Raw genomic sequence first — 19228 nt, forward strand, 5'->3', positions numbered from 1 at the left:
ACTCATGGTTGAGCATCAGTTGATCCTGTTCGGACCGCCCGGCACCAGTAAAAGCCATCGGGCCCGGACGACAAAGGCCGAGGCTCTGGGCGTGGACGATGCGCAGATCGTTCCAGTCGCCTTTCATCCGGATTACAGCTACGGCGAATTCGTTGCGCGATTGATGCCCAGAACTCGGGAAAATCAGATCGAGTATCGCGTCCACGCCGGGCCTTTCCTGCGTGCGTTGGCGCTTGCCTATAGTCATCTGCCTCAGGCAAGTAACGGTCAGGCATCGCAGAACGTATTGCTGCTTGTCGATGAGATCAACCGCGGTAATTGCGCAGAAATTTTTGGCGATGTGTTCCAGTTGCTTGATCGTGATGATGAGGGCTGGTCGAGCTATGCGATCAGTGTTTCCGATCTGGTGATCGATGCGCTTGAGGCCGAGCTTGCACTGCTCGGCCACAACAGTCCTTTTCCCGATTTGAACAAGCGACTGGCGGATACGCTGAAGCAGCGTCAGTTATGCTTGCCGCCGAACCTGATCATGATCGGCACGATGAACACCAGCGACGAATCCGTGTATTTCATGGACTCGGCGTTCAAGCGTCGCTGGCATTTTGAATTCTGTGCTGAAGAGTTCAGCAATGACGTGCCGGCCAGCCAGAAAAAGGCTCTCATGCCGTCAGCACATCATTTGACTTGGGAGACATTCGTCACCGCGCTGAACCAGTTCATTCGAGACCGCTGCACAGCCCCAAGGCTCGATGACAAGCTGGTGGGGCCTTGGTTTATCAAAGGCAGGCGCGAGCCGGATAGAACTCTGGCCGATGTCTACCCAAAAGAACTGAACAAGCTCATTGCCGCGACCGGCATGATTGGCGACCCCGCCAGCGGTGTTCGGCAAAGCAGAGCGTTCGACGATGACTTGAAGACGCTGGCTGACAAAATGTCCGAAGCCAATCGCAAGCGCTTGCTGAAGGAGGGTGGCCATGATCCAAAAGCTGAACTCAAGTTCACAAGAATCCGTTCCAGTTCCGGCCATGCAAATCAGTACTACTGTTCAAAGACCTCTCCAAAGAAGTTCAAGTCGGACACCAAAGGTCTGATTATCGAAGACTATTTAGAGCAGCTTGCCAGGTTCAAACTGCACTCTGAAGTTCACCGCATTGAGCGCGCCGATATCGTGGGCAAGTTGTTCCTCTATTTGTGGGACAACGTCTTTGATCGTGACCGGTCCCCGTTGTGTACGCTGCTCGCAATCGAACAGCGTGAGCTGCGCACCTTCGGGCAGTTTGCCACGCGGGTCGACGAGTTCATTAAATGCTTGTGCCCACCCCCTGATATCCACGAACTACTAAGCGCCGCGTTCGTTGAGGCTGCCCTGGATCTGGAAGATGATGCATTGCCTGCATCCGACGAGGCCTGACGATGCTGCTCGACGACATTGAACGAGTCGAAAGCGACGGCGAGGTGGGACTGTTTCGCGAAAAGGATGGGCGCTATCTGTTGAAGGTGCCCCATGGCATGAGCGAAGTGAACAGCGCTGAGGCGTTGTCGCTGCTTTACCGTTGTTTCGTAGTGTTTCGCCGAACCCAGCGCGAGCATGAGGTGCTGACAGCCCATGATGGTGTCGAAGCCGATGACAAGGGCAATGAGCGGGCTGACGACGGAATGGCGTTCCACGACGCGCTGGCGCTGGACGAGTTGTTCGATCGTGCCGATCCACGCAGCCTGCTTTCAATGTGTGAGCGGCGCGGTCGCAGTGTCGATAACCCATATCGCCGTTTTGATCGACATCTGCATCGTGCGCTGTTTGATCAACGAGGCGCGGCTTACTTTGAGTCGATCCAGCAAGACCGGCGGTTCGGTCAGTTTGGCAAGGCGGATATCGTCGGCCTTTACTGCTTTCTGGCGCTGGATTTTTATCGGGGTTTTCTCAAAGTCGATCCCCGATGTGCCTGGGGCAGTTTCGTTGTTGAAGGCGAAGCGCTGGCGCAAGATTTCCGCCACCGTTACCTCAGCGCCGAAGACTCGCTCTATTGCGGTGATGCGCTGTCACGCCAGCGCAGCCTGAGCCATCTGCGCCACTTGCTGCAAAGTATCGACCGCTGCGCGGCACCTCGTGACGCTCACTATTATCAGTTGCACGATGCGCTGGAGCGATACCTGCATGCAGGTACACAAAGCAACCAGGACACCGGGCTGATATGGGGCGTTGGAAAATTCTGGGCAGTCTGGGAATCAGTCTGTTTGTGTCATGGGTTGAGCGAAGGTGAAGGCAGGCTCGAAGCTTTCCAGACTTGCGATGATCAGCATCTGCCACTTGGAATAGCCGATGCCACGACGCTAGCCCGCTGGCAAAAGCAGCGCTACAGGATTTTCGCTCGCAACCACATCAAACGGCGCCCCGATCTGGTCAAGCAGGAGGGTGAAGTCTGGACGGTGGTGGATTTCAAATACTACGAGCAGGCTACTTTAAAACGGCCCAAGTGGAGCAAGAATGCTGAGCTCGCCAAGGAAGAGCGGGACTTTCTGAATCTGGAGGCCTACGGGCTGCTACTGCATAACCATCTGGCCAGAGAGGGGTTGAGCGAGCACGAAGTCTGGCTGGAGATGTGGTTGCCGGGCGAGCTAGAGTCATGGTTCGAGTTTCGCGGCGAACCGGCCTGGGACCCGCCGCTGCGTGTGCGTACGCTGGCGACCACCGAGCTGATCAAGGCATACGCTGATCAATACCAGCGCTCGACACGGTCCTGATCCCATCACCGCCGGGCGCCAGCTACTTCTTCGGCATGGTGGAGCGCTTTACCGGGCCCTTGCTGCTCAAGGTACGCCGCGCGGCATGGACCGCACGCTCGGAAAGTGCTTCCATGCGTGGCGATTGCAGTTCCCAGGCATGCCAATAAAGCTCGATATCGGTGAAATGCCCCGGGGCCACATCCACCAGATCCCGACTTTTCAGCGAATCGCTGACCTGCATATACGGCACCATTCCATAACCCAGCCCTCGGCGGATAGCTTTCAGGCGTGCCTCTGGAAGTGACAATTAGTGAGTGGGATAAGCGTCTGCGTGCAGGCCGAAGCGTGACTGCACGAAATCAGACTGCAATGTGTCCTTGCGAGAATAGGCAAATACTGGTGCCTTGCGCGCAGCAGAGCGATTCAGGCCCTTGGCAAACCAGCGTTGTTGAAAGTCTGGTGATGCCACCAGTTGATAACGCATCGAGCCCAGCAATTCTGCAAAGCGTCCACGCATCGGTTCTGAACGCGTGCCGATACAGCCGATCACTTGGCCACTTTCCAGCAGTGCGTAGGTGTGATCCTGATCTGTCGTACTGGATTCGAAGAGACAGATGGGTGACAAACTGCACAACTTTAGAGAAGGCGGGTTATATCGACAGGTTTGTCCAAGGGTTTTTCAGTGAAACGCCTTGGCGGCTGTTGATACTGCAAGAAAGTGCCAGTAAGCAGGCCGTCGGAGGTGATCTTGTATACGGTGTGGCGAGAGTTGTCGGGATGAAGCCCTACGTGGATAGTTACATTGACCTACTGAGTGGCAGTGACAAAAGGGCAGCACTAGATGCGGATCATGTCATACGCCGTCGTATGCAAGAGAAGTACCTGGTATCGAGAAGTCAGGATATTTGCTCCTTGTATCAATTTCTGCTGGAAGGTGAGACACCAAAGTGACTCTGTAGGCCTATACCTTCTGACGGACGCTAAAACGTTGAAGGGGAGCCTGCGATGATCAAACAGGATAGCTACGCGCATCAAGCGACAGCTACCCGGGACCGAACCACAGGATCTCGACCCTTGTTTCAAAGACTATCCGGATCCCCAAAAAACATCTGAATCCGCGACCGCAACCATCTCTCCCCCGGATCATTATCCTGCGACCCACGCCACGCCATGTGCAGCTCAAACGTACGCGTCGGCAACGGCGGATCCTCCGCTCGCACACCGCCAGCCGCTGTCAGCGCATCCGCCGTGTAATCCGGCACGGTCGCAACGATATCGGTGCCTGCCAAAAGCGTACTTAACCCGTTGAACTGCGGCACGGCCAGCACCACATGCCGTTTGCGACCCAGTTTCTCCAGCTCTTCATCAATAAACCCACTGAGGTCGCCGGCAAACGAGACCAGCGCATGTGGCCGCGCGCAATAGTCATCCAGGCTCAGGGGCCCCGGCACGGTATCGGCGCGCAGCAGTTTAGGCGCGCTGCGACGCAAGACCTTGCGCTTGGCGTTGGCCGGCAGGTCGGTGGTGTAGCTGACACCAATGGATATCTCGCCGGAGGCCAGCAGGCCCGGCATCAATATGTAATTGACGCGACGGATCACCAATACGATCCCCGGCGATTCAGCACGCAGACGTTTGAGCAGCATCGGCAGCAGGGCGAATTCGACGTCATCGGACAAACCGATCCGAAATACCGAAGTGCTGGTGGCCGGGTCGAATTCGGCCGCGCGGCTGACGGCGGTCGAAATCGAATCGAGGGCCGGCGAGAGCAGGGCGAAGATTTCCACCGCGCGGGCAGACGGTTCCATGCTGCGCCCGGTGCGTACAAATAGCGGGTCATCGAACAGGCTACGCAGGCGCGAGAGCGCCGCACTGATCGCAGGTTGACCGAGAAACAGCTTTTCCGCCGCCCGGGTCACGCTGCGTTCGTGCATCAATGTTTCGAATACGATCAACAGGTTCAGGTCGACACGACGCAGGTCATTACGATTCATCTGGAGTCCTGGCAGAGTCATCAAGCTTGACGAGAGCGGCCATATGAGAACAATGGCCGGCATGAATATTACGGTGAAAGGCTGGTACTCTGCACCGGAAAATTCAGCTTTACTGAGACGGTGGCAGCAGTTTTTCATGGGTTTTGCCAATGCCGCCCATACTGCGGAATCAATGACAGGCATGTCGACTATTAATAGCCACTGATAGTCTTGGGTCGAAAGCCCAGATAGAGTTCATGGCATTAGAGGTTACTTTGACGAGGTTTGCGATGTCCCGCACGATCCGTTTTCACAAGTTTGGTCCCGCCGAGGTGCTCAAATGCGAAGAGCATGCGGCCGCTCAGCCAGGTCCTGGCGAAGTGCAGGTGCGTGTCGAAGCGATCGGCATCAGCTGGTATGACACGCTCTGGCGTCAGAACCTGGCCTCGTCTCAGGCTCGCCTGCCTTCGGGCCTTGGCCATGAGATGGCCGGTGTCGTCACCGCAGTCGGTGCCAATGTCGAGGACCTGTCCGTAGGTGACAAGGTCGCCAGTTTTCCGGCTGAAAGCCCGAACGACTACCCTGTCTACGGCGAGCAGATCGTATTGCCACGCACTGCGCTGACCCGCTATCCGGACGTGCTCAGCCCGATCGAAGCCAGCGTGCATTACACGCCGCTGCTGATTGCCTACTTTGCCTACGCCGATCTCGCACGGGTCAAGCCGGGGCAGTTTGCTCTGGTCACTGACGCCAGCCATTGCGCCGGTCCGTCCTTTGTCCAGTTGGGCAAGGCCATGGGTGTACGGGTGATTGCCGCGACGAAGTCAGCGCAAGAACGTGAATATTTGCTGTCCCTGGGCGCCGAGAAAGTCATCGTCACCGAGGAAGAAGATCTGCTGATGCGCGTCAACAAGATCACTGACAACCGCGGTGTTGACGTGGTTTTCGACGGTCTGGGTGGCCCGCAGATGTCGCTGCTCGGCGACGTCCTGGCACCGCGCGGCAGTCTTGTCCTGTATGGCCTGCAAGGTGGTAACCAGACGCCATTCCCGGCGTGTGCAGCGTTCCAGAAGAACATTCAGTTCTTCGTCCACTGCATCGGCAACTTCACCGGCAAGCCGGAACTGGGCATCACTCAGGATCATGTCGCGCTGCAACGTGCCCTGCGTGACATCAACCAGCTGACAGCCGATCGAGTGCTGGAGCCGTTGAAGACCCGGGTGTTCCCGTTCAACGAGTTCGTCGAAGCTCATCGCTACATGGACGAATGCCCATGCCGCGAGCGGGTCGCACTGCAAATCGAACCTGCCTGACCCTGCTGAACAGAGTCCGTGACCCCACGGACTCTTCTGTGTTTATCCCTCCCCAAATGAAAGCCTGCCTGGTTTCGCCTGTGCGGCCGTTCAGCAACTGAACTGGTTTTTGCTTTCGATCTGTATCTTCTAATCGTCATATAAGCCCTGATAATTGAATGATTACTTTCATCTCAAGGAATGAGCCATGTCTGTGCATTCTATTTGTCCTGTGCAATATCAAACGGCTACTTCTGTGCGCTCCGATAATTTCTGTTTAATTGTTGTAGGGCGTTTCCGAAGCAGCGTCTTTTTTTCTTGTACTCAATTGTCGTGGGACGTTGTCGGAAGTTTCCTAGGGTATTTTTTATGCAAAAAATATCCTTCTATAACAATGTGTTAATGGCGCTGGTTGTGCGCTGATCAGTCTTTGATTGCTCATGTGTTTCAAATAACTACGATCGCGTAAGTGTTAGCATTCAAGCGTCTATTACTTATTGATGAATTGTTGTGCGACTGACCTTTCAGTGCGCGCGGCATGAAACTATTGATACCGGGTAAATACCGATGACTACGATCCATGATCAGGCAATGAATTACGTCTACCAGCAAGTTCTGCAACGGTTATTGAGTTTCTTCTCCCGTGCAGAGCGGACGGCTTTGCAGCTGTTGATCCAGCGCCTGCTGGTGGCGGCCGGCGGCATGGAACACATCGGATCCTTCAAGGTGCTGGTGATCCAGTCAGGCTCACGGGACAGTTGCTACACGTTGGCATTGCTGCGAGCCGCGCAACTGAGCCTTGCAGGTCGGGCGCCGGCGACCTTTCAATTGCGCGTTGCCTCTTTGCGCTTGAATGGCAACAGCCATGGCGCACTGCAGAACATGCACCGCAGCTACGGCGCGCTGTTTCTCTACGACGATCCTCGGGTCGAGTTATTGATGGTGGATCATCGACAGGTTGCTCCCTTCGATTTCCAGTCGGTGGTCAGTGAAGCCAGTCGCGAGGCTAATCGCGTCAATCTGCTGATGTCGGGGCATCGCCGAACGTCGAACGAAATCCTCGAATTATGGGATGACGCCTACCTGGCTACAGCGGAGTTCTACAGCCAGATCGCTCGCTGGAACAACGGTGTCGACGCGATGATCGGCGCTGAGCCTCCTCGTCGGCAGACACTGTTTCTGGAAGGACTCAATCGGGCGGCACTCAAAGCCGGGATTGGCGGATTACCGGCGAATCATCGCGGTTTTGAGGCGTTATTTCCGATGCTTGACGGGCTGGGTAGCGACTACTACCGGCATTTTTACACGGAGGGCGAGCAATTGCCGTGGCGTCCGGAAGGGCAGTTCGAGGCGTGTCGTCGCTCCAGCTTCATCGACATCAACGACATGATTGTCGGCAAACTCGAAGAGCGCTGGCCTTTGCTCAGTGACTTCCTCGGATTTCAGGCCGACGACCTGACGCTGCATCAAGGTGATCACGAGTTCGTTGAGCCATTGGTGGCCGCGCACCTGCATGGATTGCACGCGAGTGTCATCGAAGACCAGACCTATGAGAGCGGTGTTGCCGTCTATCTGCAAGACACTCTCGCAACATTGCGCCGCAATCAGGTGCCCGAGCCGGTTTGTGAACATTTGCTGGCAACCTACGGCAACCTGCTCGATCTTGAACAGCGGCGAATACACGCTGCCAGTCACTTGCAGGAAACCTTCAATCTCAGTGAAAACCAGCTGACGTGTCTGCTGTTTGCGCCCTTTATCGACAGTGGCGCGGGGCTCGAAATATTTCTGCGCAAATGTCATCCGGGCATGCTCGTGGCATTGCCGGATTTACACCGTGCCATGCAAGGCTTGCATGCCCCGGAACAAGTGATGAAGTGGATGACCGAGGTCAGCGGGCTACCGGTGAAATTGATTGCCCGTTTGTACGCCATGAGCGCAATCCAGATTCCTGAGTCGCCAGAGCAGCAGAGCTCGCAGAAACCGGCGACAGCCGTCACGCAAACGGCCGCAAATGAGCGGTCGGCGGAAGGTTGAACGTGATTTCTGCGAGAGTGGCAGTGCAATGGCTCGCGGATCCGCAGCCATGAAATCCCGGCGGGAAAATGATTTCGCGTATCAGGCGGTTTATCGATATCTGACCGTGTTGATCAACGCCTCCGTCAGTGGCTGTGCGCTGCGTTTACCTTCATTAAGGCAGTTGGCGGAGCGTTTGAATGTCTCGATCTCGACCATTCAGTACGCCTATTCGTTGCTGGAGAAAGAAGGGCGGGTCTATTCGGTTGCCAAGTCCGGCTATTACGCCCAGGCGTCCGCGCTGATGGCACCAGCTGCCAACGGTAGCGACGTGCTTGAAGCGGTGTATGGCAATGCGCGCCTCCCAGGAATGTGCGTACTGAGTGCAGATGAGCCGGCTTCATTGCAGTCTCTGGACAGTCCGTTGTTGATGCTCGAACGCGAGTTGCTGCGCCAGTACCCTCGCCAGCCACAATCATTGGCGCAGCCCTGTGGTGAACTGGAGCTGCGCACGGTTCTGGCCGCGCGATATACCGTTTCCCCGGTTAACTGCTGGCACGCGGATGACGTGTACATAGGCGCCGACCTGCGTTCGGTACTGGAAATTCTGATCTGCGTACTGCAGTTGCGAGACGTGACGGTGCTAGTGGAGTCACCCTGCGACTGGGTGATCCTGCGACTGTTGGAAGCCGCGCAGGTGAGGGTGATCGAATTGCCGTTGCAGGCTGACGGTCAGCTTGATCCGCAGCAACTGGTGATGCTGCTTCAGTCCGAACGAGTCGGGTTGATCCTGTTGTCTTCGTCATTGAGTTTGCCGCACGGCAGTCTCGGGCCGGACGCCAATCGGCAGTTGATTGCCCAACTGCTCGCCAACCATGGCACCTGGGTGCTGGAGAACGACTGCAGCAGCGAATTGGCCGACGAGCCATATGCCCAGCGCCTGCGCGACTGGCTGGATCCTGATCGGTTGCTGGTGTTTAGCGCTTTCGACAAACTTATCGGGGTCGAAGCGCCCTACGGTTTTGTCTTGTCACGGCAGTGGCGCACCGAGTTGCAACGGCATTTCCTGCTGCGCTCGTTTCGATTGTCGGCGACTCGCCAGAAAGCCCTCGCACGATTGTTTGCGAGTGGCCGCATCGACCAGCATTTGCAGGTGCTGCGACGTTTGCTCAAGGAGCGTCGAACGCAATTGATCCACTTGCTGCGTGAGCGTCTGGGCGATGCGCTGCAGATTGTCGAACCGCAAGGTGGCGCAACCCTATGGCTACGTTCGATACGTCGGGTCGACATGAACGAAGTGTTCCAGCGCTTGCTCAGACAGCAGATCGTTATCGCCCCCGGTGAACTGTTCAGTCTCAACGGCCATTACCCACATCACCTGCGCTTGAGCCCGATCAGTCACAGTGATCACGATCTGCCTGATGTGGTAGGACGGGTCGCCGATGCACTGCGACTGGCCTCGGCGACTGACGTTAAAAAACATCTGAGTTGATCCGGATACATCCCATCGCACTGCGGTCAAACTGCCAGTAAACTGCGCTGTATTTCCTGAACCACTCGATCTCAGAGGTTTTGCATGACACTCAGTCCTTTTGCGGGCAAACCGGCACCGGCAGAATTGTTGGTCGATATCCCGCGACTGGTAACGGCCTACTACACGGGCCAACCTGATGCATCGGTTTCCACTCAGCGAGTGGCGTTCGGTACTTCCGGACACCGCGGCAGTTCCTTCGATTTGAGTTTTAATGAATGGCACGTTCTGGCGATCAGCCAGGCCATCTGCCTGTACCGCGAAGCCCAGGGCATTACCGGCCCGTTGTTCGTCGGCATCGATACCCACGCCTTGTCGACCCCGGCCGGCGCCAGTGCGCTGGAAGTTCTGGCAGCCAACGGTGTGACCGTGATGATCGCCGAGGGTGACGAATACACCCCGACGCCCGCTATCTCGCACGCAATTCTTTGCTACAACCGTGGCCGTACCTCGGGCCTGGCTGACGGCATCGTCATTACGCCGTCGCACAACCCGCCGCAAAGCGGTGGCTACAAATACAACCCAACCAACGGTGGTCCGGCCGATACTCACATCACCAAGTGGATCGAAGCCAAGGCCAACGAACTGCTGGCCAACAAGCTGGCCGGGGTCAAGCGCATCAGCTACGAGCAGGCGCTCAAGGCTGGCACGACCCATCGCCACGATTACCTGAATACCTACGTTGCCGACCTGATCAACGTCATCGATTTCGATGCCATCCGTGACGCCAAATTGCGTCTGGGCGTTGATCCGCTGGGCGGAGCAGGGGTGCGCTACTGGTCGGCCATTGCCGAGCACTATCGTCTAGACCTGGACGTGGTCAACAAGGAAGTCGATTCGACTTTCCGTTTCATGACCGTCGACTGGGACGGCCAGATTCGCATGGACCCATCGTCCAGCCACGCCATGCAGGGCTTGATCGGCTTGAAAGAACGTTTCGACGTGGCGTTCGCCTGCGACCCGGATCACGACCGCCACGGTATCGTCACGCCGTCCGGTGGTTTGCTGGCGCCGAACAACTATCTGGCCGTGTCGATTGATTACCTGTTCCAGAATCGCCCGCAATGGCGTGCCGACGCTGCCGTCGGTAAAACCGTGGTCAGCAGCGGTCTGATCGATCGCGTTGCCAAACGTCTGGGACGTCGCTTGTATGAAGTGCCGGTCGGTTTCAAATGGTTTGCCGAGGGTTTGTTCGACGGCTCGCTGGGTTTTGGCGGGGAAGAGAGCGCCGGCGCTTCGTTCCTGCGCAAGGACGGTGGTGTCTGGAGCACTGACAAGGACGGTCTGATTCCGGCCTTGCTCGCGGCTGAAATGACTGCCCGCACTGGCCGTGACCCAAGCCAGGCTTATCGCGCGCTGACCGATGAGCTGGGCGAGCCGTTCTCGGTGCGTGTCGATGCCAAGGCTAATCCTGAACAAAAAGCCTTGCTGAGCAAACTGTCGCCGGCACAGGTCACTTCCACTGAACTGGCAGGCGAGAAGATCCAGAGCATCCTCAGCCACGCACCGGGTAACGATCAGGCGATTGGTGGCTTGAAAGTGATGACCGAAAACGGCTGGTTCGCAGCGCGTCCATCCGGCACCGAAGACATCTACAAGATCTACGCCGAAAGCTTCGTCAGCGACGACCACCTCAAGCAACTGGTGGCCGAAGCGCAGACGTTGGTGGATGGCGCTATTTCGACCAAATGATCCGAGCCTGCAGATAACCCAGTAGAGAGGGGATAAATCTCCCCAAAATACGGAGTTTGCAAAGCGAAGATAAAAAAGGGGCAACCGTTATGGTTGCCCCTTTTTTGTGGCTCGCGTTCAAACGATCAAGCCAGATCCACCAAAACGATTTCACTGTCTTCAATCGCCGTGACGGTCAGCACCTGCTCATGCGCAACCGCGACACCGTCTCGAGCTTGCGCACGCAAGCCGTTGACTTCAATCACGCCGGTTGCTGGCACCAGATAGGCGCGGCGTCCTTCATCCAGTCGATACTCTGCGGTTTCCCCAGCCTTGATATTCGCAGCCACCAAACGTGCATCGGCCCGAATGCGCAGGCTCTGGTCATCGCCGTCCTTGCCGCTGGCCAATGTCACGAAGCCTTCACGCTCGCCCTTTGGAAACGGTTTTGCACCCCACGAAGGCGGCGCGCCGGTTTCGGTGGGCAGAATCCAGATCTGGAAGATCTTGGTGTCATGCGCTTCCAGGTTGTACTCGCTGTGCGCAATGCCGGTACCGGCACTCATTACCTGCACGTCGCCCGCTTCAGTACGGCCTTTGTTGCCAAGATTGTCCTGGTGAGTAATCGCACCTTCACGGACGTAAGTGATGATTTCCATGTCGCGGTGCGGATGCTGCGGAAAACCGGTACCTGCGGCGATGATGTCGTCGTTCCACACGCGCAGATTGCCCCAGCTCATGCGCTGCGGGTCGTAATACTCGGCGAACGAAAAATGGTGATGAGCATCCAGCCAGCCGTGATGGGCGCCGCCCAGCGAGCTGAAAGGTCTGAGTTCAAGCATGATCGTCTCCTCAAAAGGTTCGTCATGGGGCGCGATGGATGCACCCGACGCGAGACCGTTGGTTTATGACGGCGATCATCTATCAGTTAATCATCGATAAAAAGCGTAAAAAGTGCGGCATTATTATCTAAGTTATTGATGAGAACATCACTCGAAATCGTCTGGTCTCACCTTCAATTGATCGCCTAAACCAATGACCTGTAAGCATTTCGCTAGAACTCAACGGCAAATACAGACACCATAGACGCAACAGCCTCACACACTGGAGCCCGTCAGCGTGGCGCAACACACTCCCGATCTTCCCTCCGAGCTTCGCCCTTTGGCCGAGATGCCATGGTTCAAACGCTTGGCCGCGCGCTTTTTTGGCCACGGATTGACGCGATTGCGCGCCCAGCATCGTGCTTCATGGTTGCATGGCCAGGCAGATGGCTTTCGCAGCGGGCACACCGCTGGCGTCGAATATGGCTTTAGAGAAGGCAAGCTCGAAGGTCTGGAGGAGGGTCGGCAAGTCCTGCTGATCCGCGACAGCCGCAGCACCGAGCATCGTCCGCCGAGTGTCGACAATCACCTGTTCGACGATTGGCGGCTGCCGCTGACGGCCGAGCTGAAAAAGCGCATGAAGGCCGATGTCGCGCGTTTGTTGCCTGAGCATGCGCAACCGAGCGTTGCGCAATGGAAAATGATATTCAGCGATACGCCGTCGACCTCGGTGGTGGCTGGCGCCGGTGCCGGCAAATCCACCACGCTGGTGTTGCGCATCCTGCTGCTGACCCATTACCTCGGCTTCGAGCTGGACTCGATGACGGTGGTGACCTTCACTCGCGAGTCGCGCAAGGATTTCGTCAATAAGTTGATCGAGCTGTTCGCACTCTGGGGTCAGGCACTCACACTGAAACAGGCGCGCGAGCTGGTGCGAACCTTTCACTCGCGGATCTTGCCGATGATTCGCAGCCTGCCCGGATTCGAGCGCTTGCAGGCATTCGAGAACCTTAGCCTGCGGCCACAGGGCGGCGACGAGGAGGTTGATAGCAATCCGTTCGACCTGCGCATCAACGATGCACAACGCCAACAATTGAACGCCTGCTATCACCGGTTATTCAACGAGGACGAGCGTTTCCGCCAGTTGATTCAACCGCTGTCGCGCGCAGGATTGCAGCTCAAGGAACTGGAGCGCGATCATCCTGACGTACAGAAACGCATGGCGGTGACCGAATTGGCAGCCAAGCGCGACGAGGAACTGTGCGATGCCATCGAGGACCTGTGGTTGCGCGCCGGCGCCTGGCCGATCAAAGGCATTGAGCCGAACCGGCAGACCTTTGATATCAATGGGTCGACGTTCCATTGCCACGGGTATATTCCGACACTCGATGCTTGGGTAGTGCTTGGCTTTGATCCCCGGGAGAATCCTCAGGCTTGCCGCCCCAACGCCAAGCTGTCAGTTCGGGCGGAGTGGGCAGTAAAGCGCACCCTGTTTCAAGCTTTCTGTCGTAAGCCATTGATCTGGATAGATAGTTACGAATCATCAAAGCGTGTTTTAGCGACCCTGGCAGGCGATGCCAGCGCGGGGCCCGGGTTCGACTACAAGGTCAAAGGCGAGTTGGCATCGGCGCCTTTGCTCGATTGTTTTGTCGCCGCCGCAGGCTTTATCGAGAATCTAGGGCTGGATGTTCCGGACGCTGTCGGGCGCATGAGTTTTGCCAAGGACGACCCGGACCGGTTTTTCTTTGAAGCCCTGAGCCTGTTCTGGCGGGCGTTTGAAGATCATTTGCTGGACCAGAAACCGCCGGTGATGACGTACAACCGCATGTTTGCGCTGTTCAGCGAGCATTCGCCAGAGAATCTCAAGCTGTTGAGTGATGAGCTGCTGCGGCCGATGTCGCACCTGATGGTCGATGAATTTCAGGATGTGTCGCCACAGATCGTCTCGTGGATCCGCGCCAGCCTGACTGAAATCCGCAGTCGTGGACCGGCGATGCACGTTGGTCGGGGAGCGCAGCGCTCGTCGTTGTTATGCGTGGGGGACGACTGGCAGTCCATCTACGGATGGCGGGGCAGTTCGCCGAGTTACTTCATGGAGTTCAACAAGGAATTCCCGTCGCCGAGTACCACGCGGGTGATGCTCAGTGAGAATTATCGCAGTCATCAACACATCATCGACGCGGCCGAGCACATTGTCCGGGCAGCGCCGGCGATTCCCGGCAAGAAGGCCAAGGCCAGCGGCGAGCCGAAGCATTTGCAGCCGGTCAACGTTCTGCAACGTGATGATCAGGACTTGGGGCGGCGCCTGGCCGAACACTACCGCCAAGGTCATTCAATCTTGATGTTGTATCGAAAAAGCAGCGATAAGTCATTGATTGAAGAGCATATTCAAGCAGTAGTTAATGTTGATTCGAGTTTGCCGTACGACGCTCGCAGGCTGAAGCAATTGACTTATCACAGTGCCAAGGGCCTGCAAGCCGATGCAGTGTTTCTGCTAGGTGATTGCCAGCATCTGACCAGTTCGCCTTACAAGAATCAGGTATACCGCATGGCCGGGCTGGGCAAAAATGGCGACAGCGAACCGTATGACACGGCGCAAAAGGACGAAATCCTGCGCCTGGCTTATGTCGGTATTACCCGCGCTGTCAGTCATTGTTATTGGTATGTCGAGCCGCAGGATACTCAGGCCGTTAACATGCCACGGGCGTCCGACCGGGTAAGCAAAGGCAAAGCGTTCTTCGCCGATCACCGACTGGAAAAGTCTATCGCCTGACCATAAAAAAGCCCGCAAGAATGCGGGCTTTTCGTTTTTAATCAGATGCTTATGCGTAGCTCCTGAGGGACTCTGGAGGTACAAAGGCTTCCAACTCATCCTCCACCGCTTCAATAATTCGCTCGACATCAGCGGCATTCATCACCGTAGCGCACGGTATGCCGGCGATGGCGATCATCGTTTCACCACTGACTCGATCGAACAAACGGGCAATCATGCTGCCCGGCGCATCCATTGTTGCCTCGAAACCCATGGGATGAAAATGCCAGCGCATCAGCTGGCAAGCGTTGGGGAACGTGACTTTGCTTGACCCTTTATTCATGTGTTGCCCGCCTTCTTCATCGAGCGCTTCCGTTTGCTCATGTTAGGTGGGAAGAGCCTTCATTGGCTCAACCGGTGACTGACATTAAAAGTAGCATCTCGATGTGAAATTCCTGTGAGAGTTTTCAGTTCATTTGGCGATTGCTTTGATTTTTTTGATGTATGTCACGCTCGTTGAGCGTCATGGTCAAATGGCCACTATCTATGGGCCATTGCTGCCAGTGTCGAATTTGGGCAAGCTCGACTCTTTTGCGATGAGCATTTTATGCACGCCGAAGACGACGGCCCCGACCAGAGCGAAGCCACGTCCGCCACGGTCATGCGCTACCACTTGAGCTGGAAGCATCGGGATCTGGACAGCGTGATGGCGCTGTATCACGCGGATATTCAATACAACGATTTTTTTCAGAACCGTGTTCTCGGCCTTGAAGAGTTGCGCGAGTACGTGCGCGTCAGCATGCCGCGAGAATCCGACGAACTGCTCGAACATTGCGATCGAATTCGCGTGGATGGCAACACCGCGTTCATTCAATACGAAGTGACTCTGCGTGGCGGTGAGGGGCTGGTGTCATTTCGTTCCAGCGAAGCGATCACGGTCAAGGACGGGCTGATCTGGCGCGTCAACGAATATGCTTCTCTGGTGCGCACACAAAGCAATGGCAGCACCGCGGCGAGCCAGCGGCCGGCAGTCAGTCGCCTGGGTTTGTCGCCACGCCAACTGAGTTTCATGGCTGAAGACCTGCAGCAATACTTCGAAAAACAACAAGCCTATCTCGATCCCGAACTCGACCTGCAGCGGGTAGCGAAGGAGTGCGGGTACAGTCGCAATCAGATTTCCTACCTGCTCAATCAGGTGTTGGGGCAAAGTTTCTACCGTTACGTCAATCAGGCGCGCCTGCAGCATTTGCTGCGTTCGCTGGACAATGCCGCGCCACCCGTGCGCATCGATGAGCTGGCGTTCGCCGCTGGGTTCAATTCGTTATCGGCGTTCTACAGCTGTTTCCGCCAGCACACCGGGCAGTCACCGAAGGCTTACGCCAAACAAATTTCTTTGCGGACACGCGCGCAAGACATCGGCTGAACTCACGCACTAGGATCGACGCCATCGAAGGTTTTCAGTGGCGGAGTCTTGCATGCCGGCGTGGCGCACTATCAGTTTGTGGATGGATCAACTCGATGAGCCGCTGATTGCGCGGCCTGAGCTTGAGCGGGACCTGGACGTCGACGTGGCGATCATCGGCGCTGGCTACACCGGATTGTGGACTGCGTATTACCTGAAGAAACTGGCCCCCGGTCTGAACATTGCCATCGTCGAGGCGCAAACCGCCGGCTTCGGTGCTTCCGGCCGCAATGGCGGCTGGCTGATGGGGAATCTGCTCGGCGAGGATCGGCTGCTGGCCGGTTTGTCGCCAGAGCAGCGCCGAGCCTCGTTCGACCTGCTGCACAGCATTCCCGATGAAGTCGAGGTTGTCCTTGAGCGTGAAGGCATCGCCTGCGACTACCGCAAGGGCGGCGTTCTTTACTGTGCTGCGCGCTATCCGGAACAGGAAGCTACCCTGCGCGACTACTTGAGCAAACTGCACGCCCAAGGCTTGACCGACAACGATTACCGCTGGCTCAGCCCCGAGCAACTGGCGCAGCAGATCCGTGTGGCCAAGCCTTATGGCGGCATCTATGCGCCGCACGTGGCGACCATCCACCCGGCCAAACTGGTGCGCGGTCTGGCGCGGGCCGTGCAGAACATGGGTGTGAAAATCTACGAAAACAGCCCGGTCACGCATTGGCAGTCGGGCAGCCTGCGTACTGCGAAGGCCAGCGTGCGCAGTCACTGGATCGTGCCGGCAGTCGAAGGTTATTCGGTGACCTTGCCGCCGTTGGGTCGCTATCAGTTACCGGTGCAGAGCCTGATCGTCGCCACCGAGCCGTTGTCTGCCGCCACTTGGGATGAAATCGGGCTCAATCGCGGGCAAGCGTTCAGCGAGTTCAGCCGCCAGGTCACGTATGGCCAGCGCAGTGCCGACAATCGCCTGATCTTCGGCGCCCGTGGCGGCTACCAGTTTGCCGGCAAGCTGCGGCACAACTTTGACCTGACCCGCGATGAAGTCGAACTGCGCCGTTATCTGTTCGGCGAGCTGTTCCCGCAACTGAAAAACGTGCAGATCAGCCACGCCTGGGGCGGCAACCTCGGCATGTCCCGACACTTCAAACCGCACATGCTCTGCGACCGCGCCAACGGCATTGCATTGTCCGGCGGATATGGCGGCGAGGGCGTTGGCGCCAGCAATCTCGGCGGCCGTACCTTGGCGGATCTGATTCTTGAGCGTGACAGCGAACTGACTCAACAGCCATGGGTGCTGCCCGACGGCGCGATTCATGCGTTGCGCGCGTGGGAGCCGGAGCCATGCCGCTGGCTCGGTTACAACGCAATCATCAAAAGTTTTGTCCACGAAGACCAGACCCTGGCCAACCCGGCGACCGCGCCATGGCGGCGCAAACTGGCCAGTCAGGTGGCGGGCTTTATGGAAGGTTTCATGCACTAAACGTCGTTTATCGAACAGACAGGTCAGACCATGAGTATTACGCAATTCAAGAACACCGCGACATTGCCACTCGACGAATCCAATCCGGTGGCGGTGCCGCTGGGCGAGCCGGTCGCGATTGCCTCGACCACCAGTGTCGAGCGCGACGACGGCGTCGAAACCGGCGTCTGGGAATGCACCCCCGGACGCTGGCGCCGGCAGATCACCGCACAGGAATTCTGCCATTTCATTTCCGGGCGCTGCACGTTCACCCCGGACGGCGGGGGTGAAACCCTGCACATACAAGGTGGCGACGCACTGATGTTGCCGGCCAACTCGCTCGGCATCTGGGATATCCAGGAGACCGTGCGCAAAACCTACGTGCTGATTTTCTGATCGCTTGATCCCTTTGATTGCCTGCCAACAAAAAAACCTACACAGGAATCGCCCCATGATCCGAAAGACCCTTGCTCTGGCACCGCTGATGCTTGCCGTTTCCCTCGCTCAGGCGGCGGAAACGGTCAAGGTGTACAACTGGTCCGACTACATCGCGCCAGACACCACGAAGAATTTTCAGAAAGAAACCGGCGTCGGCGTCACGTATGACGTCTACGACAGCAACGAAACCCTCGACGGCAAGTTGATGACCGGCAAATCCGGCTACGACGTGGTCTTTCCGTCCAACCATTTCATGGCGCGGCAAATTCAAGGGGGAGCGCTGAAGAAACTCGACAAAAGCCAGTTGCCGAACTGGAAGAATCTCAATCCAGTGCTGCTCAAGGCCTTGCAGGTCAACGATCCGAACAACGAGCATGGCTTCCCGTATCTATGGGGCAGCACCGGCATTGGCTACAACATCGCGAAAGTCAAAGCGGTGCTGGGCGACAACGCTCCGGTGGATTCCTGGGACTTGATCTTCAAGCCCGAATACATGGAGAAGTTGCAGAAGTGCGGCGTGGCGATTCTCGACAACGGCCCGGAATTGCTCCCGGCAGCGCTCAACTATCTGGGCTTGCCGCCCCACAGCAAAAATCCCGAGGACTATAAGAAGGCCGAAGCCTTATTGATGAAAGTGCGGCCTTACGTCAGCTATTTCCATTCCTCGAAGTACACCAGCGACCTGGCCAACGGCGATATCTGCGTGGCGGTCGGCTTCTCCGGCGACATCCTGCAAGCGGAAAACCGCGCCAAGGAAGCCAAGAACGGTGTCGACATCGGCTACAACATTCCCAAGGAAGGCGCGGCAATCTGGTTCGACATGGTCGCCATGCCCGCCGATGCCCCGGACGAGAAGGCCGGTTATGCGTTCATGAATTATCTCCTGCGCCCGGACGTCATGGCCGGCATCAGCAACTACGTGCACTACGCCAACGGCAACGAGCAAGCCGACAACCTGATCGACCCGGCAATCAAGAATGACACCAAGGTTTATCCGAGTCCGGAGATGATGGGCAAATTGTTCGCGCTGGAAGCAATGCCGCTAAACATCGACCGCATCCGCACGCGGGTTTGGAACAAGATCCGTACGGGTAGCTGACTCGCTTTTCCCCTGTAGGAGCTGCCGCAGGCTGCGATCTTTTGATCTTGCTT

16 protein-coding genes are annotated in these 19228 nt (G+C 57.0%); 11 read left to right on the forward strand and 5 right to left on the reverse strand.

All coding sequences use genetic code 11. From position 1 onward, the window contains the following. Positions 1-4: 4 nt before the first annotated feature. Positions 5-1411 carry an McrB family protein gene (locus tag CQ009_RS11570; RefSeq protein WP_105706232.1) on the forward strand — a complete coding sequence of 469 codons (1407 nt, stop codon included), beginning with the start codon at positions 5-7 and terminating at the stop codon, positions 1409-1411. A gap of 2 nt (positions 1412-1413) precedes the next feature. Continuing rightward, a complete protein-coding gene (locus CQ009_RS11575) occupies positions 1414-2742 on the forward strand; it encodes a hypothetical protein (protein ID WP_105706235.1) in 1329 nt (442 codons plus the stop codon). Positions 2743-2764: 22 nt separating this feature from the next. Here the strand turns inward: CQ009_RS11575 and CQ009_RS30185 are convergent, their stop codons facing one another. From CQ009_RS30185 to CQ009_RS11590, 3 genes are all read right to left on the reverse strand, one after another. Next, the gene (locus tag CQ009_RS30185; protein ID WP_241088758.1) at positions 2765-2965 is read right to left on the reverse strand and encodes a hypothetical protein; all 201 of its coding nucleotides are present in this window, start codon (positions 2963-2965) and stop codon (positions 2765-2767) included. Between the two features lie 66 nt (positions 2966-3031). Continuing rightward, positions 3032-3274, reverse strand: coding sequence for a hypothetical protein (locus CQ009_RS30190; protein ID WP_256585408.1), 243 nt, complete (start codon positions 3272-3274; stop codon positions 3032-3034). Positions 3275-3803: 529 nt separating this feature from the next. Then, complete coding sequence (locus tag CQ009_RS11590; RefSeq protein ID WP_034154182.1) at positions 3804-4718, reverse strand: LysR family transcriptional regulator; 915 nt, start codon at positions 4716-4718, stop codon at positions 3804-3806. Positions 4719-4987: 269 nt separating this feature from the next. Here CQ009_RS11590 and CQ009_RS11595 point away from each other — a divergent pair, with 269 nt between their 5' ends. From CQ009_RS11595 to pgm, 4 genes are all read left to right on the forward strand, one after another. Continuing rightward, positions 4988-6010: a zinc-dependent alcohol dehydrogenase family protein gene (locus CQ009_RS11595; RefSeq protein WP_064389887.1), complete on the forward strand. Its 1023-nt coding sequence runs from the start codon at positions 4988-4990 to the stop codon at positions 6008-6010. A gap of 546 nt (positions 6011-6556) precedes the next feature. Beyond that, positions 6557-8023, forward strand: a complete 1467-nt coding sequence (locus CQ009_RS11600; RefSeq protein ID WP_105706241.1) for a hypothetical protein — start codon at positions 6557-6559, stop codon at positions 8021-8023. 49 nt (positions 8024-8072) lie between these two features. After that, complete coding sequence (locus tag CQ009_RS11605) at positions 8073-9494, forward strand: PLP-dependent aminotransferase family protein (protein WP_105706245.1); 1422 nt, start codon at positions 8073-8075, stop codon at positions 9492-9494. A gap of 84 nt (positions 9495-9578) precedes the next feature. Beyond that, entirely contained in the window at positions 9579-11225 is a 1647-nt protein-coding gene (pgm, locus tag CQ009_RS11610) for a phosphoglucomutase (alpha-D-glucose-1,6-bisphosphate-dependent) (protein ID WP_064389890.1), read from the forward strand. 125 nt (positions 11226-11350) lie between these two features. Here pgm and CQ009_RS11615 read toward each other — a convergent pair whose 3' ends face one another. Then, positions 11351-12046 carry a pirin family protein gene (locus CQ009_RS11615; protein WP_064389891.1) on the reverse strand — a complete coding sequence of 232 codons (696 nt, stop codon included), beginning with the start codon at positions 12044-12046 and terminating at the stop codon, positions 11351-11353. 277 nt (positions 12047-12323) lie between these two features. Here CQ009_RS11615 and CQ009_RS11620 point away from each other — a divergent pair, with 277 nt between their 5' ends. Further along, positions 12324-14798, forward strand: a complete 2475-nt coding sequence (locus tag CQ009_RS11620; protein ID WP_105706247.1) for a UvrD-helicase domain-containing protein — start codon at positions 12324-12326, stop codon at positions 14796-14798. Positions 14799-14847: 49 nt separating this feature from the next. On the opposite strand, the gene CQ009_RS11625 is transcribed toward CQ009_RS11620, so the two are convergent. Further along, the gene (locus tag CQ009_RS11625) at positions 14848-15120 is read right to left on the reverse strand and encodes a DUF1652 domain-containing protein (RefSeq protein ID WP_064389893.1); all 273 of its coding nucleotides are present in this window, start codon (positions 15118-15120) and stop codon (positions 14848-14850) included. A gap of 264 nt (positions 15121-15384) precedes the next feature. Here CQ009_RS11625 and CQ009_RS11630 point away from each other — a divergent pair, with 264 nt between their 5' ends. The 4 genes from CQ009_RS11630 to CQ009_RS11645 are packed head-to-tail and all read left to right on the forward strand — an operon-like array spanning position 15385 to position 19175. Next, on the forward strand, positions 15385-16200 hold the full coding sequence (locus CQ009_RS11630; protein WP_105706250.1) for an AraC family transcriptional regulator: 816 nt from the start codon (positions 15385-15387) through the stop codon (positions 16198-16200). Positions 16201-16252: 52 nt separating this feature from the next. Beyond that, positions 16253-17659, forward strand: a complete 1407-nt coding sequence (locus CQ009_RS11635; RefSeq protein ID WP_105706252.1) for an FAD-binding oxidoreductase — start codon at positions 16253-16255, stop codon at positions 17657-17659. A gap of 30 nt (positions 17660-17689) precedes the next feature. Further along, positions 17690-18034: a cupin domain-containing protein gene (locus CQ009_RS11640; protein WP_064389896.1), complete on the forward strand. Its 345-nt coding sequence runs from the start codon at positions 17690-17692 to the stop codon at positions 18032-18034. A 55-nt stretch (positions 18035-18089) separates the two neighbouring features. After that, positions 18090-19175: a polyamine ABC transporter substrate-binding protein gene (locus CQ009_RS11645; protein ID WP_105706254.1), complete on the forward strand. Its 1086-nt coding sequence runs from the start codon at positions 18090-18092 to the stop codon at positions 19173-19175. Positions 19176-19228 lie beyond the last annotated feature (53 nt).

The sequence above is a fragment of the Pseudomonas sp. MYb2 genome (genome assembly GCF_002979955.1).
GTDB lineage: Bacteria > Pseudomonadota > Gammaproteobacteria > Pseudomonadales > Pseudomonadaceae > Aquipseudomonas.

Bases quoted from the DNA above. Each gene is read 5' to 3' on its own strand.
- CQ009_RS11615 (WP_064389891.1), bottom strand. From the start codon at position 12,046: ATGCTTGAACTCAGACCTTTCAGCTCGCTGGGCGGCGCCCATCACGGC.
- CQ009_RS11625 (WP_064389893.1), bottom strand. From the start codon at position 15,120: ATGAATAAAGGGTCAAGCAAAGTCACGTTCCCCAACGCTTGCCAGCTG.
- CQ009_RS11645 (WP_105706254.1), top strand. From the start codon at position 18,090: ATGATCCGAAAGACCCTTGCTCTGGCACCGCTGATGCTTGCCGTTTCC.
- CQ009_RS11635 (WP_105706252.1), top strand. From the start codon at position 16,253: ATGCCGGCGTGGCGCACTATCAGTTTGTGGATGGATCAACTCGATGAG.
- CQ009_RS30185 (WP_241088758.1), bottom strand. From the start codon at position 2,965: ATGCAGGTCAGCGATTCGCTGAAAAGTCGGGATCTGGTGGATGTGGCC.
- CQ009_RS11640 (WP_064389896.1), top strand. From the start codon at position 17,690: ATGAGTATTACGCAATTCAAGAACACCGCGACATTGCCACTCGACGAA.
- CQ009_RS11630 (WP_105706250.1), top strand. From the start codon at position 15,385: ATGCACGCCGAAGACGACGGCCCCGACCAGAGCGAAGCCACGTCCGCC.
- CQ009_RS11590 (WP_034154182.1), bottom strand. From the start codon at position 4,718: ATGAATCGTAATGACCTGCGTCGTGTCGACCTGAACCTGTTGATCGTA.
- CQ009_RS11575 (WP_105706235.1), top strand. From the start codon at position 1,414: ATGCTGCTCGACGACATTGAACGAGTCGAAAGCGACGGCGAGGTGGGA.
- CQ009_RS11600 (WP_105706241.1), top strand. From the start codon at position 6,557: ATGACTACGATCCATGATCAGGCAATGAATTACGTCTACCAGCAAGTT.
- CQ009_RS11570 (WP_105706232.1), top strand. From the start codon at position 5: ATGGTTGAGCATCAGTTGATCCTGTTCGGACCGCCCGGCACCAGTAAA.
- CQ009_RS11605 (WP_105706245.1), top strand. From the start codon at position 8,073: ATGAAATCCCGGCGGGAAAATGATTTCGCGTATCAGGCGGTTTATCGA.
- pgm (WP_064389890.1), top strand. From the start codon at position 9,579: ATGACACTCAGTCCTTTTGCGGGCAAACCGGCACCGGCAGAATTGTTG.
- CQ009_RS11595 (WP_064389887.1), top strand. From the start codon at position 4,988: ATGTCCCGCACGATCCGTTTTCACAAGTTTGGTCCCGCCGAGGTGCTC.